Annotated in this window: 18 protein-coding genes and 1 pseudogene; 9 read left to right on the top strand and 10 right to left on the bottom strand. The window is 53.3% G+C overall.

All coding sequences use genetic code 11. The features are described 5' to 3' along the window. Positions 1 to 108 precede the first annotated feature (108 nt). Positions 109 to 2,430, top strand: coding sequence for a 5-methyltetrahydropteroyltriglutamate--homocysteine S-methyltransferase (gene metE / locus BUA28_RS13705; RefSeq protein ID WP_072768677.1), 2,322 nt, complete (start codon positions 109 to 111; stop codon positions 2,428 to 2,430). A gap of 505 nt (positions 2,431 to 2,935) precedes the next feature. Here metE and BUA28_RS13700 read toward each other — a convergent pair. From BUA28_RS13700 to BUA28_RS13690, 3 genes are all read right to left on the bottom strand, one after another. Next, positions 2,936 to 3,223, bottom strand: coding sequence for an HU family DNA-binding protein (locus BUA28_RS13700; protein ID WP_072768676.1), 288 nt, complete (start codon positions 3,221 to 3,223; stop codon positions 2,936 to 2,938). A 505-nt stretch (positions 3,224 to 3,728) separates the two neighbouring features. Beyond that, entirely contained in the window at positions 3,729 to 4,316 is a 588-nt protein-coding gene (locus BUA28_RS13695; protein ID WP_072768675.1) for a hypothetical protein, read from the bottom strand. 10 nt (positions 4,317 to 4,326) lie between these two features. Further along, the gene (locus BUA28_RS13690; protein ID WP_072768674.1) at positions 4,327 to 5,964 is read right to left on the bottom strand and encodes a DUF8189 domain-containing protein; all 1,638 of its coding nucleotides are present in this window, start codon (positions 5,962 to 5,964) and stop codon (positions 4,327 to 4,329) included. Between the two features lie 589 nt (positions 5,965 to 6,553). On the opposite strand from BUA28_RS13690, the gene BUA28_RS13685 reads away from it, so the two are divergent. Then, positions 6,554 to 6,937, top strand: coding sequence for a surface-adhesin E family protein (locus BUA28_RS13685; protein ID WP_072768673.1), 384 nt, complete (start codon positions 6,554 to 6,556; stop codon positions 6,935 to 6,937). Positions 6,938 to 7,275: 338 nt separating this feature from the next. Here BUA28_RS13685 and BUA28_RS13675 read toward each other — a convergent pair. Continuing rightward, positions 7,276 to 7,532 (bottom strand): annotated as a pseudogene (locus BUA28_RS13675) (IS5/IS1182 family transposase); the annotation flags it as partial. Between the two features lie 137 nt (positions 7,533 to 7,669). On the opposite strand from BUA28_RS13675, the gene BUA28_RS13670 reads away from it, so the two are divergent. The 6 genes from BUA28_RS13670 to BUA28_RS13640 all read left to right on the top strand — a co-directional run bounded on the left by BUA28_RS13670 (position 7,670) and on the right by BUA28_RS13640 (position 16,795). Then, positions 7,670 to 7,828: a DUF3309 family protein gene (locus tag BUA28_RS13670; RefSeq protein ID WP_072768670.1), complete on the top strand. Its 159-nt coding sequence runs from the start codon at positions 7,670 to 7,672 to the stop codon at positions 7,826 to 7,828. Between the two features lie 1,062 nt (positions 7,829 to 8,890). Next, positions 8,891 to 9,904, top strand: a complete 1,014-nt coding sequence (locus tag BUA28_RS13660; protein WP_143148532.1) for a ComEC/Rec2 family competence protein — start codon at positions 8,891 to 8,893, stop codon at positions 9,902 to 9,904. Between the two features lie 135 nt (positions 9,905 to 10,039). Further along, positions 10,040 to 13,327: an efflux RND transporter permease subunit gene (locus tag BUA28_RS13655; protein ID WP_072768667.1), complete on the top strand. Its 3,288-nt coding sequence runs from the start codon at positions 10,040 to 10,042 to the stop codon at positions 13,325 to 13,327. A gap of 1 nt (position 13,328) precedes the next feature. After that, positions 13,329 to 14,777, top strand: coding sequence for an efflux RND transporter periplasmic adaptor subunit (locus BUA28_RS13650; RefSeq protein ID WP_256325386.1), 1,449 nt, complete (start codon positions 13,329 to 13,331; stop codon positions 14,775 to 14,777). Beyond that, the gene (locus BUA28_RS13645; protein WP_072768666.1) at positions 14,774 to 16,423 is read left to right on the top strand and encodes an efflux transporter outer membrane subunit; all 1,650 of its coding nucleotides are present in this window, start codon (positions 14,774 to 14,776) and stop codon (positions 16,421 to 16,423) included. Before BUA28_RS13650 ends, BUA28_RS13645 begins: the two co-directional genes overlap by 4 nt. 36 nt (positions 16,424 to 16,459) lie before the next feature. After that, positions 16,460 to 16,795, top strand: a complete 336-nt coding sequence (locus BUA28_RS13640; protein WP_371915225.1) for a GIY-YIG nuclease family protein — start codon at positions 16,460 to 16,462, stop codon at positions 16,793 to 16,795. Here the strand turns inward: BUA28_RS13640 and BUA28_RS13635 are convergent. The 3 genes from BUA28_RS13635 to BUA28_RS13625 all read right to left on the bottom strand — a co-directional run bounded on the left by BUA28_RS13635 (position 16,792) and on the right by BUA28_RS13625 (position 21,138). Continuing rightward, the gene (locus BUA28_RS13635) at positions 16,792 to 19,458 is read right to left on the bottom strand and encodes a [protein-PII] uridylyltransferase (protein WP_256598334.1); all 2,667 of its coding nucleotides are present in this window, start codon (positions 19,456 to 19,458) and stop codon (positions 16,792 to 16,794) included. The genes BUA28_RS13640 and BUA28_RS13635 overlap by 4 nt on opposite strands. A gap of 6 nt (positions 19,459 to 19,464) precedes the next feature. Then, positions 19,465 to 20,265, bottom strand: a complete 801-nt coding sequence (map, locus tag BUA28_RS13630; protein WP_072768665.1) for a type I methionyl aminopeptidase — start codon at positions 20,263 to 20,265, stop codon at positions 19,465 to 19,467. 264 nt (positions 20,266 to 20,529) lie between these two features. After that, a complete protein-coding gene (locus BUA28_RS13625) occupies positions 20,530 to 21,138 on the bottom strand; it encodes an SPOR domain-containing protein (protein ID WP_072768664.1) in 609 nt (202 codons plus the stop codon). Between the two features lie 116 nt (positions 21,139 to 21,254). Between BUA28_RS13625 and BUA28_RS13620 the strand changes: the two genes are divergently transcribed. Further along, positions 21,255 to 21,908 carry a c-type cytochrome gene (locus BUA28_RS13620; RefSeq protein ID WP_072768698.1) on the top strand — a complete coding sequence of 218 codons (654 nt, stop codon included), beginning with the start codon at positions 21,255 to 21,257 and terminating at the stop codon, positions 21,906 to 21,908. Positions 21,909 to 21,977: 69 nt separating this feature from the next. On the opposite strand, the gene hemL is transcribed toward BUA28_RS13620, so the two are convergent. Genes hemL through thiD form a run of 3 tightly spaced genes read right to left on the bottom strand, consistent with a single transcriptional unit; the run spans position 21,978 to position 24,758 of the window. Further along, positions 21,978 to 23,258: a glutamate-1-semialdehyde 2,1-aminomutase gene (hemL, locus tag BUA28_RS13615; RefSeq protein ID WP_072768663.1), complete on the bottom strand. Its 1,281-nt coding sequence runs from the start codon at positions 23,256 to 23,258 to the stop codon at positions 21,978 to 21,980. Continuing rightward, positions 23,248 to 23,922: a thiamine phosphate synthase gene (gene thiE, locus BUA28_RS13610; RefSeq protein WP_072768662.1), complete on the bottom strand. Its 675-nt coding sequence runs from the start codon at positions 23,920 to 23,922 to the stop codon at positions 23,248 to 23,250. Before thiE ends, hemL begins: the two co-directional genes overlap by 11 nt. Next, positions 23,919 to 24,758 carry a bifunctional hydroxymethylpyrimidine kinase/phosphomethylpyrimidine kinase gene (thiD, locus tag BUA28_RS13605; RefSeq protein WP_072768661.1) on the bottom strand — a complete coding sequence of 280 codons (840 nt, stop codon included), beginning with the start codon at positions 24,756 to 24,758 and terminating at the stop codon, positions 23,919 to 23,921. Before thiD ends, thiE begins: the two co-directional genes overlap by 4 nt. Positions 24,759 to 24,786: the final 28 nt, after the last annotated feature.

The following is a 24,786-nucleotide window of genomic DNA, read 5'->3' as shown; positions in this document are numbered from 1 at the left end:
GTATGAATATTATTCATTAATCTTCAACTAAATTTCATTTGATTCATAGTTTAGTCTGCCACACAATCATCCCTTACTGCAACCGGCAACTTACGTGGGGAATAATCAATGGCACTGACACATAACCTGGGTTTTCCGCGCATCGGCGCGCGGCGTGAGCTGAAGCAGGCACTCGAGGCCTACTGGCGCGGCGATATCAACGACGAACAACTGGAAACCACGGCAGCTGAAATAAGAAAGCGGCACTGGCTGCTGCAGCGTGAAACCGGCATCGATCTCATTCCGGCCGGCGATTTCGCACTATACGATCAAATGCTGAATATGACGGCATTGCTCGGTGCGATACCCGCCCGGTTTAACGCTGGCAACGACGAAGTCGGACTGGACTTGTATTTCGCAATGGCGCGGGGGACGGCGGATCAACCGGCGATGGAGATGACCAAGTGGTTCGATACCAACTATCACTACATTGTCCCGGAATTCGATGCACAGACCACATTCCGTATCGCTTCGCCGCAACTCTTCAGGGAAGTGGCCGAGGCACAGGCTCTCGGCATTTCACCGAAAGTGGTGTTGATCGGGCCGCTCACCTATTTATATCTTGGCAAGGAAACCACCCCTGGATTCAATCGCCTGGACTTGCTGCCTCATCTGCTGCCGGTTTATCGCGACATTCTTGTCCAGCTTGCTGCCCTGGGCGTTGAATGGGTGCAAATCGACGAGCCATTGCTGGCGCTCGATCTGGATGACAATTGGTTACGTGGCCTGGACCAGGCCTACGCAGCCTTGCAGGGAGCGGAGAGCAGCGCGCCGAAGTTACCCAAGCTACTGCTGGCGACCTATTTTGAAGCCGTGGACAATCATGCTGGACGCTTGAAAAAGCTGCCGGTCAATGGTTTGCATATCGATTTGTGCCGCGCACCGGGTCAACTCGATACTTTTCTTGAGGGTTACCCTGCCGACAAAATACTGTCGCTCGGTATCATCGATGGCCGGAATGTGTGGCGTGCCGATCTTGCGCAGGCATTCTCGATTCTGTCACGTGCGCAGTCCATCCTGGGTGAGCAGCTATGGGTTGCGCCCAGTTGCTCCCTTCTGCATTGCCCGGTAGATCTCGAACTGGAAACCCGGTTGGATGAGGAAATCAAAAGCTGGCTGGCATTTTCCGCGCAGAAATTGAGCGAGGTTTCGATACTCGGTCGCGGGTTGAATCAGGGAGAAAACGCGATACGCGACGTATTGGATGCCTCTACCAGGGCAAGACAAGCGCGCGCCGAATCGCCACGCATACACAGCCCGGTAATGCAGGAGCGCCTGCAACGTCTGGTACGGGATGATATCGGGCGCGCAAGCCCATTCCCGGTGCGGCAAGCACTGCAACGGCAACGTTTGCAGCTTCCTTCGCTACCCACAACAACCATTGGTTCATTTCCCCAGACGCCGGAGATTCGCCACGCTCGTGCTGCCTTCAAAAAAGGCGAACTCGGCAATTTGCAGTATCTGGAAGCAATGCGTAATGAGATACGGCTGGCGATAAAAAAACAGGAAGAAATTGGGCTGGACGTACTCGTGCATGGGGAACCTGAGCGCAACGACATGGTGGAATATTTCGGCGAGCAATTGTGGGGTTACGCTTTTACCGAGAATGGCTGGGTGCAAAGCTACGGTTCCCGTTGCGTTAAGCCACCTGTTCTATATGGCGATATCTACCGGCCCGAGCCTATGACGGTGGACTGGATTCAGTTCGCGCAGAGCCAGACCGAAAAGCCCGTCAAGGGCATGCTGACCGGCCCGATAACGATGCTGATGTGGTCGTTCGTGCGTGACGACCAGCCGCGTTCGCTTACGGCCCTCCAGCTCGCGCTCGCCATCCGGGACGAAGTTGTGGACCTGGAGCAGGCCGGCATAGGCATTATTCAGATTGACGAGCCTGCTTTTCGCGAGGGGCTGCCATTGAAAAAACGTGATTGGAACGGATATTTTCAATGGGCAGTGGAAGCATTCCGTGTCGCCAGCTCGGGTGTAAGGGATGATACGCAGATACACACCCATATGTGTTATTCGGAGTTCAACGATATCCTGCCCGCCATTGCCGACATGGATGCGGACGTGATTACCATCGAAACCTCCCGCTCACGCATGGAATTGCTCGATGGGTTCGGCCATTTCAAATATCCCAACGAGATAGGTCCCGGCGTCTATGACATTCATTCGCCGCGGATTCCTCAAACCGCCGAGATGCTCGAACTGCTGGAAAAAGCCTGTCTGGTGATCGATCCAGGGCAACTCTGGGTGAACCCCGACTGCGGCCTGAAGACACGAAACTGGCCGGAAGTGACTACGGCATTGGAAAGAATGGTCGAAGCAGCGCGGCTGTTACGCGCTCGGTTGGAGGTTTCGAAAACCGGATCCGCTAGCGCCGTGGCATGAGCTGATCATAAAACGAAGATCCCATCAGGCCAGCATGACGACCAGAAGTGGATATTCTCTTTCCTCGTGAACGATACTTTAAAAACGATACCGGGCATTGCCCTGTATCGTTTTTTTAGATGTTCTATTTCCCGTAAACGATATTTTAAACCCTAAAGTAGGCCGGGCTATGCCCGGTATCATTTTTTAATTGTCGGGCGCAGCCTGACCTACTTCACCTTATATGGTAGTGTCAGAAACTCTGTGTTTTTGCGGCACAGGGTTAAGTCGCAACTCCTTGGAATGGAATCGCGCCCCGAAGCGTCGAAGGGCCTCGCAAAGCGGAGGTCGGGCAACGTAGGAGATGCCGCGATCGCGTTCTACGCGCATCGGGGTGCGCTCCCGCTTCAAGGCCGCACCAGCTCTTCACGTCACAAACCACGCGCTCCACCCAGTTCAACCACCCAATTCAGGTTAAGCGCATCGGGCCGCTGCTATAAGCAAAGACGGGATTTTCGCCGTTGATTTACTTCTTCCCGGCGTCATTGACCGCAGCCTTGAGTGTCGCGCCCGGCTTGAATGCCGGAATCCTGGACGCGGCAATCTCCAGCTCTTCACCCGTCCTCGGGTTGCGGCCGGTGCGCGCAGCACGTTCGCGTACTTCAAAAGACCCGAACCCGGGCAATGAAAGTGAATCCCCTTTTTGTAGCGTATCCGAAATAATTTCGACCAGTGCGCCAACGGTGCGGCTCGCGTCGGCTTTGCTGCAGCCAGTCCTGGTGGCTATTGCTTCAATGAATTCAGTCTTATTCATATTTGAGAACTCCATTTTTAGTATTGGTTAATCGGGCTTACGACATTCCCTGATGGAGATGATGAAATAGCTCTACGGATTTCCATGGCTTGTTCTTTAACGCGCCTGAGCGACAGGCACGGTGCTCAGGCTTGTCGTGTAGCAGAACGGCATCCCATTCCCTACGCCCCCCGGATTCTATTGGTTCCGGCAGAGGCGATGGCGACCGTATTATGCCCATATCCGCGGTTCAAGGTTTCCAGCGCTTCCATTGGTCTTCCGACTTCTCACCGGTGCTCATGTTGGATGAGCAAACCCCGGCTTACGAATCTCCAAGATTTTCGGCTATTCACACTCCCGCCATCTGGTAATAGACCGACAGTGGGCGCTGTAGCGGTGCAAGTCTACAGCGTATCGGGTACGCATGAAAAGCTCTCAAGTTGAAGCAACGGTGCAACTTTTAGTACGCCGCTAGCAAAACAGGTGCCGCGCTGCAGCCGTTTTGTTGTCACGCGAACTCAACGGATCATCCGCCAGTTCTATCAGGCGCCTCAATCGGTACGCGGGCCCTGGCGGCAAGCTCCTTGAGCAGCACGGCGGCCGGAGCCGGTCTATCTCCCGGCGTTTCCACCGGAGAAGGCGCTAGGGGCTGCAGGAGATCGCCTTTTCCCTGCGGGTCATGAAGCCAGAGGGCCTGAACATAGAGTCCGGGAACGCTGAGAAGCCGCAGTTCAAAACCGCCTTGTCCCAATTCCGGAAACTCCCTCACTGCGCGCATTGCCTTCGCGCTCGAGTCGACGAAGCGGCCTTCGTTGAAAGCCGAGAAAACCTGCTCCCCCTGGGGTCCAGCAACCGTCTCGGCGGAAGCGAGGACATTGTCGCCCTCCTGTACGAGGTAGCGCCATCCGGTTGGCTTGGCAGCATCGAGACCGTTTCCGGCCACAAGGTCGGTGAGGCCCAATGTGAATACCTGATGCGGCTCGGTGAGCTGCAGAGGCCCGGTAGCATTGCGTAGGGCGGGAGTTCTGAATGCGCGGTTCCTGCTCAAGTCCAGGAAAATGGAATGCACGGCATCCAGCGCCTGTTGTGGAGGTTTTGGAGCGATAAAGGCCATCTAAAACTCCTCAGTATTGAGTGTAGTAAGTATGGGTCCACGTCCCCGACCCTTTGTAGGCAGTCTGCAGGGTCGCGTAATTGACGTCCGAGCGGCCGTAGATCGGATCGTCAACCGATACGTAATCGATACCCCCCGCGCTATATTGCCCCATGATGATCAGGAAGTGGGCGCCGCCGCCCGACCAGGCCACCCGGATCCCCAGCGGACGCGCGAAGGTTACCTCGTCGTCGATCTGGGCGGTAGTGGCTATGCCGCTCACCCAGCGGTCGAAGTGGCCCACCACCGTGAGTGCCTGGTCGAGAAAGCCGTAGACGTTGCAGGGGCCGGATGCACCTGCGCCGCAACAGTCGGTTCGTGCCAGTTCGCCATTGGCCACGGCGCACTGCTGCCAGCCGCTCCCCGGCTGGTAGAACAGGGCGACGCTGGTCGCTGTTGCCGCCCAGCACCAGTTCGATTGCTGTTGGGGCTGCATGAAGAAGTAGATCTCGTCGAGCCACCAGATCGTATCGATGTGGTGTTCGATTCCCACGACAAGGGCATCGAGTGTGTCGGGGTCGATGTGGTGATCGGTTCCCACGACAAAGACATCGAGTATGTCGGGGTAGCGGCTCAATGCATTGATCGAGGTTCCCGGTGCGATGACCGGAAAAGCCCGAATCATACCGTGCCGGTTCCAGGGGCTCAATGCATTGATCGAGGACCCCGGCGCGACGACGCCTGCGGCGATCTGGAACCAGGAGCCCCAGCCGGTGCTGGCGTCCCACGAGATGCTGAAGGCGCCGTGGTTCGGGCCCACGGCGAAGACATCAAGGTGATTGGGATAGCGCGACACGACGCTGATGGACGTGTCGGGTGCGGCTAAGCCGCCCTCCACCACAAACCAGTTCTGAGCCCAACCGCCGTTGGCGTCCCACCAGATGCTGGCGATCTTATGGTCCGGGTCGACGACGAAGAGGTCCATGTGGGTCGGATAACGCGCCACGGCCGCAACCGAACTGTTCGGGGCGGCTACCCCGCCCGCGACCTGAAACCAGTTTGCCCACCCGGTGCTCGCATCCCACCAGGTGCTGAAGATGCCGTGATTGGACCCGACCGCAAAAAGGTCGATATGGTTAGGGTTGCGGGTCACCGCCGTGATTGACGTTCCGGCGGCGGCGACGCCGCCGCTGACAACGAACCAGTTCTCGGCCCATCCGCCGTTGGCATCCCACCAGATGCTGTAGATTTTGTGGTCCGATCCGACGACGAACAAGTCCAGGTGGTTGGGGTTTCGGGCGATGGCCGCGACGGAAGTCGCCGGCGCCGCCGTAAGGTTGGAAACACGGAACCAGCCGTTGGCCCATCCTCCGTTCGCGTCCCACCACGTGCTGTAGATTTTGTGGTCCGATCCCACAACGAAAAGATCGAGGTGGTCAGGATTGCGGGCGACGACGGTGACTGTCGTCCCCGGCGCCGCGATGCCGCCGGCAACCTGGAACCAGTTCGACCATCCCGTGGAGATATCCCACCACGCGCTGTAAATTCCGTGGTCGGTGCCCACGCAAAAGATATCGAGATGCTGCGGATACCTCGCAATCGACGTGATAGAAGTCGACGGTGCCGCAACGCCGCCACTGACGCCAACCCAGTTCGGTGCCCAGCCCATTGTCTACTCCTTCCGTTGATGTTCGTGTCCCGAAAAAGCAGGACTCCATGTATCAGGAAAAATAAACGCTCGTTTTCATATGTGCGCGCATCACTCCAGCAAGATCAATCAGATCCAGTTCAAGAATATGTATATGCTTGATTATCAAAAATCTTTTACACGGTTCTCGTAAAGCCAGTTTTAGCGAATGAATTTGTGCCTCATGATTGCCTCTTGCTCAGGCCCAGCTTTGGTTCGATATCGAAACATAAAGGACTACTATTATCTGGAGCCATTCATTATTTATATATTGAAAGTGGGAAATTACAAATATGAAATACCTATGCTTCGTTTCGATGGGTTCAGACCCACTGCTGTCCCCAGTGGGCCAGCCCTCGGGGTTTTCCTCTTTTTCGGGGGGACATCAGAAGTGACCCGACTGTAGTTTCGAACTGTCCGGTTTTCGGGGAACGTCATACAATAGGGCATGACCGACGATCAAATGACCGACAAAAGGAGAGAAGATGGAAACGCCATTTAGGTGGGTGCCTGACAGGGTTTCTAATGACATGGTAGAGATGCCAAAATGAGGTATTTGGCAGCAATGTTAATGGCAATCTTTTCCACAAGCTCAAGTGCGGAATGGGTACAGTTTGCACTTGGCACCACTGGACCTGCTTATTACGATAAGAGCAGAATAAGGGACTTGGGAAACGGTGTTATTTCTGTATGGGAAAAATTTGTGGTAACAGATGATGTTTTAAAAAAATCAATTGAAATGGACCCATCTTTTAAGGACTACAGCTACACCGTAACCAGGGGAAATATAAATTGTAATGAACATAAGTTTGCCAGGACGGCTATGTATGCCTATAGTACAAACAGAGTTCCTTTTTTTTCATATTCTTATATAGAAAAAGATATTGAATACATTGATATAGTGCCGCAGAGCATGTCGGAAGAATTAATGACACTTTTATGTCCCAAGAGATGAAAGGCGCAGGTTAAATGGGATAGAACAAGCTAAGGCCGAATATGAAATGAGGGTCTTTCATGAATTTGTTAAGGCCGCCCATTTTGAAGAGTGTCCGGTACCGATAGATCAGGAGGAACTAAGAAGCCTCTGGTTTAATTATAAGGCGATCAAACTTCGCATCCTCGCCTCATTTCAGCCTTTTTTAAGGATGAAGCTAGACACCATGAACATTCGCGATCCAACTCTGTTTCCTGATCTTGAAGGGGCTTTGTCTCAAATTACCGCACTTTTGCCGATCGACGGACGGTGATGAAGAACTGGAGACAATCTGACCCCATAGATCAATAGATATAGGTCAACGCCTCTGTCGTCGTCAAGCCCAGTACCGTTTGGCTACAAACGCGCTCGCCAAGGCACCCGATTATGCGGCGGCCGACCTCACACCGCACCAGGCCGATTCGACGAATTCTTCGATCCGCACCCATTCCAGCGTATGAATCACTTTCTCCAGCTTTGGTGTCGGCGAACTCACTTCCAATCTCAATTCAGGTATCAACTCATGCTGAACCACTCGCCACCGTTGTTTGATTCCGTTTCGTTGCGTAGTATTCATGTGGGCGTATAGATGAAGTATTCAGAAACTCCATCTTGCCAGCAATGGGGCCCATCTCTACTCCATTCGCCAGTTAATCCCGCTCAAGCGGGGGGGTTGCAAGAAACTCGAATGTAAATCAAAACGAGGAGAAACAATTGACTCTGAAAACCCTTCTTTGGATCTTGTTGATATTTGCGCTTGTGGCAATAATTCGGACTTCGAGTCGTAACGCCAAGTGGGGTTATGGTCCGAGTATAGCGATCGGATTGGTGATGTTAATCGTGCTGATTCTGGTTCTGTTGGGATACATATAGTGGCGTAAGAGAACAGATTGCGGTCAACGGACATTCGATCGAGATCGCGAAACAGCAGAATCAACAGGGTTTGACCCTGAGCTATCCCCACAAATTCAGGCACACAATAAGCTTTTGGTATAAGGATTGATCGTTGTTAGCGATCGCCATATTTGGCTGGGTAATAATCGAAATGCTGGTTGCCGCTGGAGCAAACGCGCGAGAAAGATCACCGAATACGGTTCACGTTTGCTGGACAAATTCACGCGTATCTGTTTAGCGATCGGCTGGGTTTTCCCGGCAATACCGATACACCAGAGCAGGAACGCGGCCAATGCGGCGATCAACAGCAAGTTTGTGCGGCTCTGTTGGCCCGGCGCCGCCAAACGTTACCTGCCCGAACGTTTCTTCCTGCACATTCAAATGTTCAATTAATTTTGTAACGGTTTTTTGATTTTTCGGAAATCCACGCATCCGATAGCTGCGTAGCTACATGTATACATGCTTTTTCGTTAAGCAGAGATTCCGAGCCGGGACGTTCCGTTGTATGGATAGCGCCTAACCGCGGCTCACACCGGAAATTCATCACCATTGGCAGATCGATGCTCAGCTACTGGCTTTGGTGCAAGCTGTACAAATCTACCCGCAAGCCAGCTCGCTATCATCCCGTGATCCGGTGAATTATCCGGATCGGTATAATTCGATTCCAATTAAATCATAACGGTATAAACAAAACATCACCAATAGAGGTCAGCACTTCCCCCTCTCTACAGCTCCCAATGCTTCTTGAATGATTCAGACCGCAATATTCAAAAATTCACAAATTGACCACCAATACATACGATTTCCCTGACAAGGGGTATGGTAATTTTGTCTCATCCGTGGACATTGGCTTCTTTTCTGAATCTACACTGATCAGTTAAAGAAAGGCCATTGCGAAATTATCGCGTTTGACTGCTGATCGATTATTCGCACATCATAATCGCCAGTTTATCAGAACCGGGGTAGCGTGATAGCACGCAGCTAAACGCTCTCGGATGTGAGAATGACTTGTCTATCTTGGAAGAGGGAACTTGGAAGCTTATGGCCCTTCAACTCACCATCCATACGATTGACGCCGAGCAGGGAGAAAGTGCGTTCGTTGTTGCGGCCGACGTGGCAGCCGGGCGACACCGCACGATATTGATCGATGGCGGGCTACTCGGGTATGCAGAGACAGTCCACAACTTTATCGATCCCATCCTCAGAGGTTACGGTTACACCCTCGATCACATTCTCGTCAGCCACTACGACAAGGACCACTCAGGGGGAGTCATAGGACTCCTGAACGCGAACAACATGCGGGTTGTAAGCGAGGCCATCTCGAACGCGGTGGCAAATGCGGCGCGATGGGCCGCAGCAGGTACTCGCTCCCAGCAAATCGCCTGCGGAGCTCTGGCCGCTTCGGCCACGATCCTCGGAGCTTGCGGCCTGAACGTGAACCAAATCCTGACAATGTGCCAAGTTGTTTTTCCCCGAACTGTCGGGAAAACAGACGACGAGGCGGCCAAGATTGGATTTAACTATGCCTTGGAGCATACCAACAGGCCTCGGAGCTTTCCCGCCCTTCAAGTCGGCGAAAATGGGAGACGCATCGCAAAAATATCCTCGGTCGCTGCGGCGATTGCCATCGCGTCGGGAAACAATCCGGCTACTGCAGCCTTCGGTGCCATCTTCCTCTTGATTGCCAGAACACTTCCTAATCAGCTACGGCTCGATACCGGGGGCCGATTCTGTAACGTTCATCTTATCGATATTGGGCAATCGATTTGGCCCTCACAATCCGCCGATATCTACACCGACGCGGCGATCGGGCAATACATAACGAAGGCGAATCGGATGATAGCGCCGGGCGTAAACCGGAGCCGGACGATGCCGGCGTCAGGGAACGAGATTCTCTGGAACAGCGGGGCCGGTTCGACTCCCACTCCCCCCCATTCACCTGCGAGATTCTGCCGGGCAATCAACTCCTGGGTTTGGCAAGGGCGCGGCAATAACCCTGTTCAGACCGTTTGGAGGCGCAAGGCTGGAAGCTGCACGTCCAGCCTTGAATTGTAACGATCGCCAGCTTTCTTTATGCGGCTGGGGCAACTGTATTGTTTCATAAAGGTTTGCAAAAGAATTGCCTCATCCTTACGTGCAATATTGTAGGTAAATGAATTTTTTTACCGAAGGTATAAGAGGAAACATAGTATGAACAAAATAGTACTTATCGCGTTACGCAGACCTTACACCTTCGTGGTTCTTTCAATTCTGATCGTCATATTCGGAATCAGGGCGATACGGCACTCGCCAACAGACGTCTTTCCCACTATCAAGATTCCCGTGATCTCCGTAGTCTGGGCTTACGCCGGCATGTTGCCGCTGGACGTGTCCGGTCGTATCACTTTTTACTTCGAACGCTTCTTGACCTCGACGGTGGAAGGTATCTCGGACATCGTCAGCCAGGCGTACTATGGCATCAGCATCACCAATATTTTTCTTCAGCCCCACACCAACCTCCCTGGCGCAGAAGCGGAAGTCACAGCCATAGCCCAGACGATTGTCAAGGCGCTGCCGCCGGATATTTCGCCGCCCATGATCATGCGGCTGGAAGCCTCTCAGGTAGCGGTAGCCAGCCTGCAGATTACCTCGGACGAGATGACGCCGGCAGACCTCTACAATCTTGCTTATAACCAACTCAGGCCCCTGATTGTCGTGATCCCGGGGGCGATTGTTCCGCATCCTTACGGTGGAAAGCCCAAGCAGCTTCTGGTATCCCTCGATCAAGACAAGATGCTGGCTCGCAATGTATCGCCAACCGATGTCCATGCGGCTTTCGATCGCCAGAATATCGTGTTGCCCGCGGGCGATATGAAGATCAAGCAGACCGACTGGATGGTCCAGACAAACGCGATGCCGCCGGAGATTCCGGAATTCAACGATATTCCGATTAAAAGGGAAGGAAATTCCTTCGTTTTTTTGCGTGACGTCGCCGATGTTCAGCTGGCAGGGCCGCCGCAAACAAACTCCGTAATCGTGGACGGTAAACAGGCCGTCATTATTGTCGTCATGAAAAGCGGCGAGGCGTCGACCCTGGACGTGGTCGACGGCATCAGGGCAACCCTTCCGCGCATCAAGGAGATCGTGCCGTCCCATGTGGACGTTAAAATCATCACCGATGCATCGGTCTTCGTGCGGGAATCCATCAACGAGGTGACGCATGAGATGGCGATCGCCGGCCTGCTTGTCGGTTTGATCGTCATGCTCATGCTCGGCTCGTGGCGTCCCATGATAGTCGTTACGACTTCCATTCCGTTGTGTATTTTAACCTCCCTCATCTTCCTGCAAGTGCTGGGAGAGTCGATGAACGTAATGACACTTGGCGGATTGGCGCTGGCGGTAGGGATTCTTGTCGACGATGCGACAGTGATGATCGAGAACATCGATACCCACCTGGAAATGGGCAAGGAACTCGATGAGGCAATCATCGACGCGGCAAACCAGATCGTTATTCCGACGCTGCTCGCCACATTATGCATATGCATTGTGTGGCTGCCATTGTTCACGCTTTCCGGCGTATCGGGCTATCTGTTCAAGCCGATGGCGCTGGCGGTGATATTCGCCATGCTGGCGTCCTTCATCCTGTCGCGTACGCTCGTGCCGACCATGGCGAAATATCTTATCAAGCATCCTCATGCAGAAGGACACGGAGAAGGGCATGCAGAAGGACACGGAAAGGAAGGCGACCACCTTGGCGAGGAAAAGCCAGGGGGGAAGTCTGCCGGTTTCAAGGAGAAGTTAAAATATCATATGGGGATTTTCTCCCGTTTTCAGCAGGCATTCGAGACTCGCTTTGTTCAATTCACCACCTGGTATGGCGGGCTGCTGGAACAGACCATTGCAAATCGCCGCCGGTTCGTAACGATCATGCTGGCTTTCGCGCTCCTCTCCCTTATTCTGTTCTACTTCAACGGCCGCGATTTTTTTCCTGAGGTCAGGTCGGGGACCATCCAGATGCACATGAGGGCGCCTCTCGGCACACGGATAGAATCCGTAAACCGCATTGCCACGCGAGTTTCGGAGGATATCTCTCGGATGCTTCCCGGGCAGGTTGAAGGCGTCATCAGCAATTGCGGCTTACCCGTCGGGCCGCATAATCTGGCGTTTATTCCGACGCCCACGATCGGAACGCAGGACTGCGATCTGACGATCACACTGTTCGACGAGAAATCAGCCGTGTGGGATCTCCGGAAAATTATCCATAAAGGTCTGAATGAGCGCTATCCGGGAACCGAATTCACCTTTCAGCCAGCCGATCTGATAGCGAAAATATTGAATTTTGGTGCCCCTTCTCCGATTACTGTTCAGGTTAACGGGATGGATATCTACGCAAACTACGAATACGCGCGCAAATTGCAAGGCAAGCTGCGTAAACTCCCCGGCTCAAGTGATGTGGTGATCCAGCAAACCATGCGCACGCCCACCCTGTTTGTTGAAGGCCAAAGGACATATGGACTCGGCGTTGACAGGAGCGAATCGGATATTGCCCTGAATATGCTGATAACGACTAACGGAACGCAGCAGATCGACCAGAAATACTGGCTGGATCTGACGACCGGCATGTCATACCAGATCAACATCTATCAGCCTCAACCTTGGGTCTCAAGCACCAATGAGTTGAACAAGATTCCTGTCAAACCGGAGGGGGAAGGCGGCATCGACGAGAAGTATCAACTCTTGGGCAATCTGACGCAGAAAACGCCAGTAGGCACGCCCGGCCTGGTCACCCACAGGGGCATCATGCCGTTGGTTGAAGTATATGTGTCTGCCGAAGGGCGGGGGCTCGGCGACCTGCTGGATGACGTCAAGAAAGTCGTCGAGGAGATGGACGAAGAAGTACCTCGCGGCTCCGATGTCAAAATCGCCGGCCAAGCCGCGAATATGGTTACCACCTATGGCGAACTGCTTATCGGTCTCGCAGCGGCTGTCGTGCTGATCTATCTCTTGCTTGTCGTCAATTTTCAATCATGGCTGGTTCCCTTCATCATCATTACAGCCCTGCCCGGCGCTTTGGCAGGCATTGCCTGGGCTCTGTTCCTGACCCAGACGAATATTTCCGTTCCGGCGCTGACAGGAGCCATCATGGCCATGGGGACGGCCACGGCAAATTCCATACTTGTCGTGGCCTATGCGCTGGAGCGCATCGAAGCGCATGGCGACCCGCTGCTGGCCGCCATCGAGTCTGGCAAAGCCCGCATTCGACCGGTTCTCATGACCGCGGCGGCCATGATCATGGGCATGCTTCCGATGGCGATGGGAGGATCCACCAATGCACCGCTGGGCCGCGCGGTTATTGGCGGCTTGATGTTCGCGACGATATACACCCTGTTCTTTGTCCCGGCTGTGTATGCCATCATGTATTACGCACGAAGCGTTCCTAAAGACAAGGAAAGCGTTCCTGGCGACAAAGAAATTGTTCCTCAACTCGGGAATTCCTGATATGAAAAAATCAAGTCAAAAAATTATAGTGAGTTTGGCAATCGTGCTTGGTGTTGTTTATTTGGGTTACCGAGTCATCGAATCCCGTAATCATATGGATTCTTTAACAGAAAAGGCGATGGAGAATGATGTTCGGACTGTAGCTATCATCCAGGCCGAGCAACTGCCTGCTCAGGAAACCATCAAGCTTCCAGGTACTATCCAGGCATGGTTTCAGGCGCCGATCTATGCCCAGGTATCCGGTTACGTCAAGATGTGGCATAAGGATTGGGGAGCGATAGTCAAAAAAGGAGATGTCCTTGCCGAAATCTACGCGCCGGCGCTTGATGCCCAATACCAGCAAAGCAAGGCGGATCTGGCATCGGAAGAGGCCCTTAATGCGCTCGCCAAACTTACTGCGGACCGGTGGATAGCCTTGCGCAAAAATCAGGCGGTATCCGAGCAATCGATTTCGGTAAAGGTGGCCGAAGCAAATGCCCAACAGGCAAAAGTTAATGCCGCCAGGCAAAATGTCCGTAACTTTGAAGCATTGATTGGGTTTAAAACAATTGTTGCACCGTATGACGGCGTGGTCATTAACCGTGCCATTAATGTGGGAGACTTCATCAATAAGGAAGGCACGATCAGTACGCCGGAGGGTGAAGTCCGTAACCTTTTTACTGTGGCAGACATGAGCCGGATGCGTTTGTTTGTCAGTGTGCCCGAGGCCTACGGCGCCACTATGCATGATGGCCTGAAAGCCGATCTGACGGTGCCGCAATTTCCCGGTCGGCATTTCACTGCCGAGTTTCTGACCACTGCTCGCGGCTTCAATGTTGGTACACGTACGGTGGTCACCCAATTTGTGATTGAAAATGAAGCGCGGGATCTGTGGCCGGGTTCCTATGCATCAGTCAATATCACCGTGGATGTCGCGAATAGACACCTCTCCATTCCATCCAGCGCACTGGTATTTGATGAGAAGGGGACGCGAGTGGCCGTGGTGGATGACGACAACATTGTTCACTTCAAGCCGATAAAAATAAGCAAAATCCTCGACGCTACTGTCGAATTAACCGACGGCGTCTCAACAGACGACCGGATTATAAACAATCCCAGCGCTGCCATACTTGAAGGTGACAAGGTAAGCATTGTAACGCCTGCACCGGGGTATGACCTGATCAATGTTCCAAAAGAACCGGTTCCAGAGTCAGCGAAACCAGTCGCACATTCAGAAATGCCAGATCCGACGTTAACACAAGCGCTAAACGGAACCGACGACCGGATTGTAAACAATCCCGACGCTGCCCTGCCTGAAGGTGCCAAGGTGAGCACTGTAACGCCCGCACCGGGATATGATCTGATCGATAATCCAAAAGAGCCGGTTGGGGGGGCATCGAAACCAGCCTCACATTCAGAAATACCGGATCCGAGGTTAGAGCAAGCGTTAAACGAATCACATGCATCATGAACACTCATTTGATCATGATTGACTTGCGGCGTAAAAAAGGAACCCATTTTTCAAATCTCTGTCGTCTCGGCGCAAGATTTGGTGGTTTTTCATTACTGGCAGCCAGCCTGGCGTCTTGCAGCGCGCTTCCCTTTCCGGCATTCGATTTGTCACCCACTTATCAAGCGCCTGCATTTGTTGTTCCGGATTCTTGGGAAGGAACGAGTGATTTCGTTAAGGCTAATCCGTCGGATGATGCACTCCGGCCCGACTGGTGGAAACTATATGACGATCCAATTCTAAACGGTCTTGTAGAGCAGGGGATGGCAGCCAATCCAGACTTGCATGCAGCAGCTGAACGGTTCATCCAGGCGCGCGATGCCATGATGAAGGCAAGGTCTCGATATTTCCCCCAAATCGGCTTTGAGTACGGTGGTAGTAATAACAGACAATCCGATAATGCCCTCTTTCGTGCTCCTGGAGAACCTGACAGCGATACTCAACATGCTTTCCAGGGACTTGCATCCTGGGAACCGGATTTCTGGTCGAAACTTCGGAATGCGGCACAAGCCAAAATCTATCGTGCTGAGGAACGTGCGGCCGATTATGGACTCGCACGCCTTATTCTACAGGCGGAAATTGCATCGAATTATTTCGCACTGCGCGGATTGGATGCGCAAATTGCAATTTACAAACAATCGATTGATCTTTATAAGGGTTCATTGGAAGTTGTAGTGACTCAGTTTGAAGGCAAGATCGCTTCTAATCTCGACGTAGCACGGGCTGAGTCGTTGCTGTTCGCTACCGAGTCAACATTGTCCCTGATGCAAAGCGAGCGCAAGGTGACGGAGCAGGCCATTGCAATTCTCCTTAATCTCGCTCCAGCCAGCTTTAAGCTCGAGCCGGTAGATACCCTCCTTACCACGAATTTTAACCTTCCACAGACAATTCCATCTACTTTACTTGAACGTCGGCCCGATATTGCCGCAATGGAGCGCCGGATGGCACAGGCCAACCGCACCATTGGAATTGCACGTGCCGCTTTTTTTCCAGATGTGTCCTTCCGGGTCGGAGGAGGAATCGAGAATTCCGGACTCAATCTGCTCAGCCTGGCTAACAGTTTCTGGGCGTATGGTTCCTCTTTTTCCATTCCGATTTTCCAGGGCGGATATCGTCGGGCTCAATTGCAACAATCGTGGTCGGTCTATCGCGAGACAGAAAATTCATATCGTTCGACAGTGTTGAATGCTTTTCGTGAAGTTGAAAATAACCTGACGAAGACCTATTGGATGGCTAAAGCTGCTGAACGGCAGGACGCGGCCGTCGGAGCAGCGCGTACAACACAAAACCTTACCATGGACCTTTATAAGGGCGGTTTGGCCTCCAGCCTTGAACTCATTTATGCCCAGATCGGCACGCTGACGACAAGCGTCAATTCCGTACAGATCAAGACTAATGTGCTGGTAGCATCGGTGGAACTTATTCGTTCGCTTGGAGGGGGATGGAACCGCGACCAATTACCCGACGACAAGGAAATCCAACCCTTTGGTACACTCCAATATTGGGATCTTGATAAGCCACCATCAGCCGGAGGCATTGACGTCAATGCGGATCCTGTCGATAGAAACAGCAAAAACAATGATTTGACAAAGCCCCTCGTTCCATAACTGCATCTTGCAAGAGTTTTGTTGCAAGAAATTGTGATGGCCGGGGGCTTTAACCCTAAACCAGCGGAATCTTTAATCAAATTAATGGGTAAATGGAACGTATACATGGTTCGCTGTTCAGACGGCAGCTTATATACCGGTATTGCCCTGAATGTGGCGCAGCGCGTGGATGAGCACAATACGAATGATGTGCTTGCCGCCAAATACACTCGTCCGCGGCGTCCGGTGATGCTTGTGTACCAGGAACAATGCGATACGCGCTCGGCAGCAAGCAAACGCGAGTATGAAATCAAGCAAATGGACAAGAAGGAAAAACTGATGCTGATTATGGCAGACCCAGCCAATACATGCTGCGTGACTATCCCGGTCTAGCCAGCATTTCTGTGCATGGAAGACTCATCCGGAGATTCTTCAACTGTTTCGCATGAAATCTGCAGCGCCTTTATCAGTTCTGTTTCGAGTTGAATCAGCCTTCTCGGTTCGTTCAATATATTTCCCGTCACCAGAAATGTGTCTTCGGCACGCTCGCCCATCGTATCTATCCTCGCGCTGTGTACATTTATGCCAAAACGTACCAGCACTTGCGCGATGCGGGACAGCAGGCCCGGTTGGTCGCCGGCAACAATCGACAGGACATGATACGTACCCTTTTCATCCGGTTCGATATCCACTTCCGGGGTAATCGGAAAATGCTTGAGATGGCGGCTCAGGCGTCCCTTCAAAGGGGCCTCCAGAGGAACGGCCGGATCTAATTGCCGTGCCAGTTCATGTTCTATGAAGCTGAGTGCATCACAGTGGTGTTGCGTTACATTGAAGGGGTCGAGTACAAGAAAGCTATCGAGAGCATAGCCATGGCGAGTGGTATGAATTTTTGCCTGGACTATATTGAAATCGATATGATCGAAGAAATTGCAAATGCGCGCGAACAAATCCTTCTGATCCGCCGCGTAGACCAGTACCTCGATGCCCGTTCCGGCCGGGGCGACACGCGCCTTCACCACGGGTGCCGGCGGCTTCATCTGGTGGCCCAGATGAAGCGCATGCCAGGCGATTTCTTGCGGATCATGCAGCAGCAGATAGGTCGAGCCGAGCGCTGAATACAACTGTTCATACACGCGGGCGGGAATATTATCGATTTGTAGCAGTTCCAGGACCTTGTTCCTGCGATTTCTCAGCGTGCCTTCAGCATGGGCGGGTTCGCCGTACAGATGACGCCGTGTTGCCCTGAACAGGTCTTCAAGCAGCTTGCTTTTCCAGGTATTCCATACTTTCGGACTGGTGCCGCGAATATCCGCGACGGTAAGCAGATAGAGCGCAACGAGGCGCCGTCCGTTCCCGATGCGCCTGGCAAAGTCTGCGATCACATTCATATCGGATATATCTTTTTTTTGCGCGGTCATCGACATGACCAGATGATTTTCGACAAGCCACTCAACCATTTCCACGTCTTCCTTCAACATTTCATGCTGCTGACAAAAACGTCTGGCGTCTGTTTTGCCAAGTATCGAATGATCTCCCTGGCGCCCTTTGGCAATGTCGTGGAACAGCCCGGCGAGATAAAGCACCTCAGGCCGTTCGAATTCACCGATGAGCCGGCTGCAAAGCGGGTATTCATGGGCGAACTCCGGCGCCTTGAATCTGCGCAGGTTTCGCACCACCATGAGGATATGTTCATCCACGGTATAGACGTGAAACAGGTCGTGTTGCATTTGGCCGACAATCTGCCCGAACACCGGGATATAACGGCCCAGGATGCCATAGCGGTTCATGAGGCGCAGCTCACGCGTGAGCCCGCGCGGTTGACGCAGGATTTCCATGAATAGGGCGCGGTTGTGCGGATCGCGCCGGAAACCGGCATTGATCAATGGTGCTGCCCGCCACATTGCGCGCAGGGTTGCTGCACTGCGCGCTTTCAAATCAGGATTCTTTTGCAGTAACAAAACGCTTTCAAGAATCGCCCCCGGGGTTTTTTGGAAAATGTTCTCGTCGCGCATTTCCAGCAATTCACCGCGCTTCTGAAACCGCTCATTGATGACGACCGGAAGCGCCTCCTTATCGGGGAAAATCCTTGCGCGCAAGGTGAGCAGCAGGATGGTGTTAATCTGCGTTACCGCTCTGGCGGCACGATAATACCGCTGCATCAGCATTTCGCCTGCACGGCGCGGCGGTTTGCCGCTTATATTGAGTTCATCGGCGAGAGGGGTCTGGTAATCAAATAACAGGCGGTCTTCACGTCTTCCGGCGAGATAGTGCAGCCGGATACGAAGGTCTTGAAGGATGATTTGATTATGTTGGGCGAGGCGAGCTTCCCGGTGAGTAATGAATTCGCCCTGGGCAAGTTCTTTCCAAGACTTTCCCAATCCCGCAGCCCGGCTAATCCAGAGAATATTGTGCAAATCTCGAAGTCCGCCGGGACTTTCCTTGATATTGGGCTCAAGATTGTATATGGCGTCCTGGTATCGGCCATGGCGCTGCTGTTGCTCAAGCTGCTTGGCGGTGCAAAACGAGCGCGGCTCAAGCATCGCCTGCATCGCAAGTGAAAATTCTATGAACGGTTGACGATAGCCCGCAAGCTGCCGAGTCTCCAGCAGGCTGGACTGTACCGAGATGTCTTTGGCCTCTTCAATACACTCCGCGAGGGTGCGAATACTATGGCCGACGTCCAGCCCGATATCCCATAACGATCTTACCCAGCATTCCAGTCGCCCCTTGATATCGGCATCCATTACGTTGGCATCGCTTCCTTCTGGGGGGACCAGCACCAGCAGATCAACGTCAGAATGAGGAAAAAGTTGGCGACGGCCATAACCGCCTACGGCCAGTAAAACGATGGAACCGGGCATTGCCATTTCGCGCCAGACATGCCGCAGAATTCTATCCACCAGCTGGCTGTGGCCCCGCAGCAACAACGTGCCATTCTTATCCCTGCAATAGCGCTGGTGTAACAGCTCGCGCCCCTGAAGCAACGCCTTCTTGGCAGCCTCGGCGTTAAAAGGACTCGACAACGATGTGAGTCTTTCATCGAGGCGCATCATGACAAATCAGGAGCGGAATACGGGCTTCGGCGGCGCACCGGCGGACACCGTCAGCACTTCATATCCGGTTTCAGTCACCAGCACGGTGTGTTCCCACTGCGCCGACAGGCTGTGATCCTTGGTAACGATGGTCCACCCATCGGCCAGCGCGCGGATGGGCGCCTTTCCCGCATTGATCATCGGCTCGACCGTGAAAATCATCCCGGCTCTGAGTTTCAGGCCGGTACCGGCGCGGCCATAGTGGAGCACCTGCGGGTCTTCATGGAATTTCGCGCCAATGCCATGGCCGCAGAATTCCCTCACCACGCTGTATCCATGATTTTCGGCAAACTGCTGGATAGCATGGCCGACGTCTCCAAGATGTTTTTCCGGCTTGATTTCCTCGATACCTCGCCACATGGCTTCGTACGTGATTTCGCATAGCCGCCGGGCCTGGATACCGGGTTCGCCGACGTAGTACATGCGGCTGGTATCGCCGTGGTAGTCATCCTTGATGACCGTCACGTCAATATTTACTATATCCCCCGATTTCAGTATTTTCTGGCCCGGAACGCCGTGGCAAACCTGATGATTGACCGAGGTGCAGATGGATTTCGGATAGGGTGAATACCCCGGCGGAGCATAATTGAGCGGAGCAGGAATGGTATGCTGCACATCGACCATGTAATTGTGGCACAGTGTATCAAGCTCACCAGTGGTGACCCCAGGTTTAACAAACGGCGTGATGTAATCCAGCACCTCCGACGCCAGGGTGCCCGCTATCCGCATTTTCGCTATTTCCTGCTGGGATTTGAGAAGCACCGTCATAATAAATTCCTGATTGATCGAGAAATATGTTCAAAAACTGAAGGTTTGAATAACGACGCCAAGCACTTCCTGTAGGCAAGAAAATCTGGCTAACGTTTTGTCCCTGGTCTTCTTTCTATGATTTTTATGACATTCGATGAAATTGAAGAACAACAACTCTTCGGTTCGCAGTTATCCGTAAGAGGTAAGCGTTAGGTTAGAGTTGAGAGAAAATCGCCGTATTGCGTCAAATCGTTGTTCATCATGAGATCTTCTCGCCGTACCTCAGGTATTCGCGCACTTCCCGGTCTTGAGCGCGCTGCCGGGAAATTCCTCTTTCAACTGCATCATCTTTGCGCTCATATTTTCCTCTGGTGAGCGTGCGACGTATTTGACTTGCCTCAAGTTGCGCGCGCCGATAATTGCTGACCTTACACCTTTTTTCCTGAGCGCTGCCAGGAAAGCCTGGGCGTCTTCTATGTTTTCAAAAAACCCCATGGAGATGGCGTTATCCCATTTACCGGTGTCGTCAACGCGAGTGTAATGGGTAACCCCCCGTCTCTTGAGCTCACCCATTTTCCGTTCAGCGTGGCGTTTGCTTCTGAGCGGAGGAATATGTACCCAATAGACGGGGGCTGTACCCAGCGTCTGCCGGGCTAGCTTGTCGTCCAGTTCATGGCTGGCAATTGCCGCCTCAAGCCGCTCTTGATCCGCTTCAACGAACGTTCCCCATTCCAGGCAGGTTGCAGGTGCGGGAGGCGCCTGCAAGAGCTTGATTTTTTCCGGTTGAAGCTCCCATGCCGGCGGGGCGGCGCTTCCGGCAACCGGCTCCAGTTGAACGTAAGTCGCAAAAGCCAGATTGACAAACAACAGTAGAAAAAATAATGTTCTCATTTGTTGAGGGCTTATTATTGTTATTCAGTCTCTGCCTTGTTAAAATGCGGTGTTAACCTCAATCCCAAGAGCATCATTTTTTCGGAGTTCCAGGAATGCAAGGCATGAAGCAAGGCATGAAGCTAATTTCGAAGATTGTGGCATGTGTCGCATTGTCGCTATCCAGTCAAATTTTCGCAGAAACAACTCCAGCGGAAACCGGTAAAAGCAAGGGAGATGCGGCAAAGGGTCAGCAAATAGCAACTCAAGTTTGCGCGGCTTGCCACAGCGCCGACGGCAATAGCATCATTCCCGCAAATCCAAGCTTGGCCGGTCAGCATGCCGAGTATATCACCAAGCAACTAAATAATTTCAAGTCGGAGGACGGCAAGCCTGCAGCCCGGGAAAGCCCGATCATGGGCGCAATGGTAGCGCCACTCTCCGCAGAGGATATGAAGAATCTCGGCGCTTATTATGCCCAGCAGACTCCCAAGCCCGGCGCGGCTCAGGATAAATCGCTGGCGGAAAGGGGTGAAAAAATATATCGCGGCGGCAATCTCGATTCTGGCGTTCCTGCCTGTGCAAGTTGTCATTCTCCCACTGGAATCGGCATTCCGCCGGTCTATCCGCGTCTTTCCGGACAACATTCTGAATATACCCTCGCCCAGTTGCGCGCATTTCGGACCGATCAACGCACCAAAGACGCCAACAATGAGATGCATATGATTGCGTCACGCATGAGCGAAAGGGAAATGGAGGCGGTGGCCGAGTTTATTTCCGGATTGCGCTAAATTAAATACGCAAGCCTGAACCTGAAACAGTACCAAATTTAAACCGACCTGAGAACCAGGCCGGTTTTTTTATTTCCTTGTACCGAATACCCGATCGGCCGCATCCAGGGTTTTACTGATTTCGGCGGCACCGTGCGACGCCGAAACAAATCCGGCTTCGAATGCCGATGGCGCGAAGTAAACGCCTTCATCGAGCATGGCGTGGAAAAAGCGGTTAAAAGCTTCACGGTCGCAGCTCATCACTTCAGCATAACTCGTCGGCAGATTTTCGCGGAAATAGAGACCGAACATGCCGCCCACCGCCTGTGCGCAAAAGGCAACACCATGTTTTTTCGCAGCTGCGGTAAGACCTTCGGTCAGTTGCAGAGTGCTAGCCGCAAGTTTTTCGTAGAAATCCGGTGTTTGCACCAGCTTCAGCGTGGCGAGGCCGGCAGCCACCGCGACCGGATTACCGGAAAGCGTGCCCGCCTGATACACGGCCCCCACTGGCGCGAGGCATTGCATGATGTCTCGCCTGCCGCCAAATGCCGCCATTGGCATGCCGCCGCCGATCACTTTGCCGAGCGTGGTAAGGTCGGGTCTTATGCCGTAAAGACCCTGAGCGCATTTCAGCCCAACGCGAAAGCCCGTCATTACTTCATCAAATATCAGTACGCTGCCGTGCCGCGTGCATAGGTCACGCAAACCCGGCAGGAAGCCGGGCTTTGGCGCTACCAGATTCATATTGCCTGCCACGGGTTCAACGATGACTGCGGCAATTTCTTCACCGAACTGGCTGAACGCCTGCTCCACACCGGCGAGATCGTTGTAATCCAGCACCAGGGTGCTGGCAGTGGTTGCTGCCGGAACCCCGGCGGAACTCGGGTGGCCGAAAGTCAGGGCGCCTGAACCGGCTTTTACCAGCAAGGCATCCTCATGGCCATGGTAACAACCCTCGAATTTGATGATGCGGCTTCTACCGGTATAGCCTCGCGCCAGGCGAATGGCGCTCATGGTGGCTTCGGTACCCGAACTCACCAGGCGAATCTGCTCAATTGACGAAACAAGTTTGCATAGCAGTTCCGCTATTACCAGTTCCGCCTCGGTGGGTGCACCGAAGGTCAGTCCGTTCTGTGCCGCTACCTGTACCGCTTTGACTACTTCGGGATGAGCGTGGCCGAGAATCAACGGGCCCCAGGAGCCGACATAATCTATATAGGTTTTATTGTCCGCGTCCCAAACGTAGGCGCCTTGTCCCCGCTGAAAAAATATAGGCGTCCCGCCGACCGACTTGAAGGCGCGAACAGGTGAATTAACACCACCGGGAATATATTCCTGAGAGCGTTCGAATAATTGCTGATTACGTGACATTGTTGGCTAACCCATGATTATGAGGAATGAAATGCTGGTTTGACCTGAATAACAAAGAAAATTTCTCGGCAGCGGATCGAATGTGCCGGGCGTTAAACAAGGCGTTGTTGACAGCCACCGCGTCTGCGCCTTGGCGTATCAGTTCCCCGGCATTTTCCGGAATAATACCCCCGATAGCGACAATTGGAATCCCCAGCTTCTGCTTTGCGTGATGCAACAGGTCTGCGGGCGCAGACACAGCGCCCGGTTTGGTGACGGAAGCAAAAAAAGCGCCGAAGGCGGCATAATCGGCACCTTGCCGCTCGGCCTCGACAGCATGTTCCAGTCGTTCGTAACACGAAATTCCGATGATCTTGCCGGGTCCCAGTTTGCGCCGTGCCTCGGTGATGGGCGCATCCCCTTTTCCTAAATGCACGCCGTCGGCGTCCACTTCCAAAGCAAGATCAGGATAATCGTTGATGATGAACGGTACGTCGAATTCAGCGCAAAGACGGGCAAGTGACTGTGCCTGTTCAAGGCGCAGCGCGGCATCGTCCGTTTTGCTACGGTATTGGACTAATCGGGCTCCGCCTGCCAGCGCCTGCTGCGTCATCGCAAGGAGGCTGGCGGTATCGGCGATTTCCGGTGTAATTGCATATAAGCCGAGAATCCTGGGCCGTGTCATTTACTCTTGTTTCCCTCTTCGGCTTCGGTGTCGTCCCTGGCCCAGAATAACCTGTCCGGCAAATACTGTCCCATTCCGGGGCGAAACCCGGCCTTAAGCGATTGCCAGGTATATTCTTGCGCTTCGTATACACCCTCGGCGAGGGGCAAGCCATTGGCAAGAGAGGCGGCGATAGCCGAGGCAAGCGTGCAACCCGAACCGTGATATGAACCTGGCAGCCGGTCCCAGGAATCGGTGCGAATGACTCCACTGGTTCCGTATAAATTATTGATCACCTGTGATGTGTTTTCATGGGTGCCGGTGATGAGCACATATTCGCAGCCCATATGCAGAAGGCGGGTCGCGCACTGGCTCAAATGCGGCATTTCGCTGTCGTCGTCGTCATCCTGGGCAAGCCGCCGCGCTTCGATGCTGTTGGGCGTAATGATAGTCGCCTGGGGTAGCAGCAATTCGCGCATTGCTGCTACCATTTCGTCGCTGGTGAGTTCGTCGCCGCGCCCGGAAGCAAGCACAGGGTCCAGCACCAGCGGAATGTTGGGATAATCGGAAACCACTTCGGCGATAGCCGTGATAATTTCAACACTGCCGAGCAACCCGATCTTGAAAACATGTACCGGCATGTCTTCCAGCACCGCGCGCGCCTGATCCGCCACCCATTCCGGATCGAGCGCCATCACATCGTCCACGCCGGCTGTATCCTGCACGGTAATGGCCGTAACCACCGAGAGCGCATGACAGCCCATGCTGGCAAGAGTGAGGATGTCGGCCTGGATACCCGCGCCCCCGGTAGAGTCGCTGGCAGCGAAAGAAAGTACGATGGGGGGTGGCTGAGACATGGGCTAATACCGTAAAATGACATTTTAA

Source organism: Nitrosospira sp. Nsp11 (assembly GCF_900142705.1).
GTDB lineage: Bacteria > Pseudomonadota > Gammaproteobacteria > Burkholderiales > Nitrosomonadaceae > Nitrosospira.
Note: the sequence above shows the minus strand (reverse complement) of the source record. Positions and strands in the feature narration are given on the sequence as shown.